The sequence below is a fragment of the Enhygromyxa salina genome, assembly GCF_002994635.1.
Classification (GTDB): Bacteria; Myxococcota_A; Polyangia; order Nannocystales; family Nannocystaceae; genus Plesiocystis; species Plesiocystis salina_B.
Genome location: NZ_PVNL01000185.1, coordinates 1 through 729 on the forward strand (window position 1 = coordinate 1; position 729 = coordinate 729).

The window sequence follows — 729 nt, forward strand, 5'->3', positions numbered from 1 at the left end:
GCTCTGGGGCCGGCGATGGCGAGAGCGAGACTGGGGCGCCGTATGACTTGCCGTATGACGTCAGCTGTGGGTGCTCGGCTCGGGATGGGCGGGCGCCGGTCGGGGTGGCGCTGGGGGTGTTGGTGTTGGGGTTGATCGGGCCTTGGCGCCGACGCAAGCCGGGCGGAAAACCGGCCTGAGGGCGGAAAACCGGCCTGAGAGTCTCCACGGGGAGTCCGTCGATGACGGGCTTGATACGCTCCAAGAGCACGCAAAAGCCGCACTTCTGCGCCTGTATTCACCTCATCATGCCGAAAACTTGCTGTTGCACCCACCCCGACACCCACCGTCGCGCTCAAAACTTGCTCAAAACCAATGCGAGCCGGCGGGATAGCCTCGAGCGACCCCGCCACCAACCAACTCCACACGCTCACGAGACCGGATGCGGCGCCACCGTGACCCCGGCGAACCGCCGCAGCCAGTACGTCCCCGCCGGAAACACCACCGCCGAGTCTCCGGCCAGCCACGACGCCCGCGCGGCAGCATACTCGCGCTCCCACTCACGATCCCGCTGCAGCTGCGCCAAGCGTCGCCACTTGCACGACGCGGCCACCTTCGGCGTTACGGTGAATCGCTTCTCATAGCTGACCACCTGCCGGTACCACTTTTGCCGAGCAATCTGGCTCGGGCCCATGAATTTCCGGTTCCGGGCCCGAAACTCGGTCTGAATCTCTCGCTCCTTCTCCCGCA

1 protein-coding gene and 1 pseudogene are annotated in these 729 nt (G+C 65.8%); one reads left to right on the plus strand and one right to left on the minus strand.

Going from position 1 to position 729, the window contains the following annotated elements:
• Positions 1-47: 47 nt before the first annotated feature.
• Positions 48-179, plus strand: coding sequence for an MYXO-CTERM sorting domain-containing protein (locus tag ENSA7_RS46275; RefSeq protein ID WP_219908162.1), 132 nt, complete (start codon positions 48-50; stop codon positions 177-179).
• 230 nt (positions 180-409) lie between these two features.
• On the opposite strand, the pseudogene ENSA7_RS45240 reads toward ENSA7_RS46275, so the two are convergent.
• Positions 410-729, minus strand: a pseudogene (locus ENSA7_RS45240) (hypothetical protein); the annotation flags it as partial.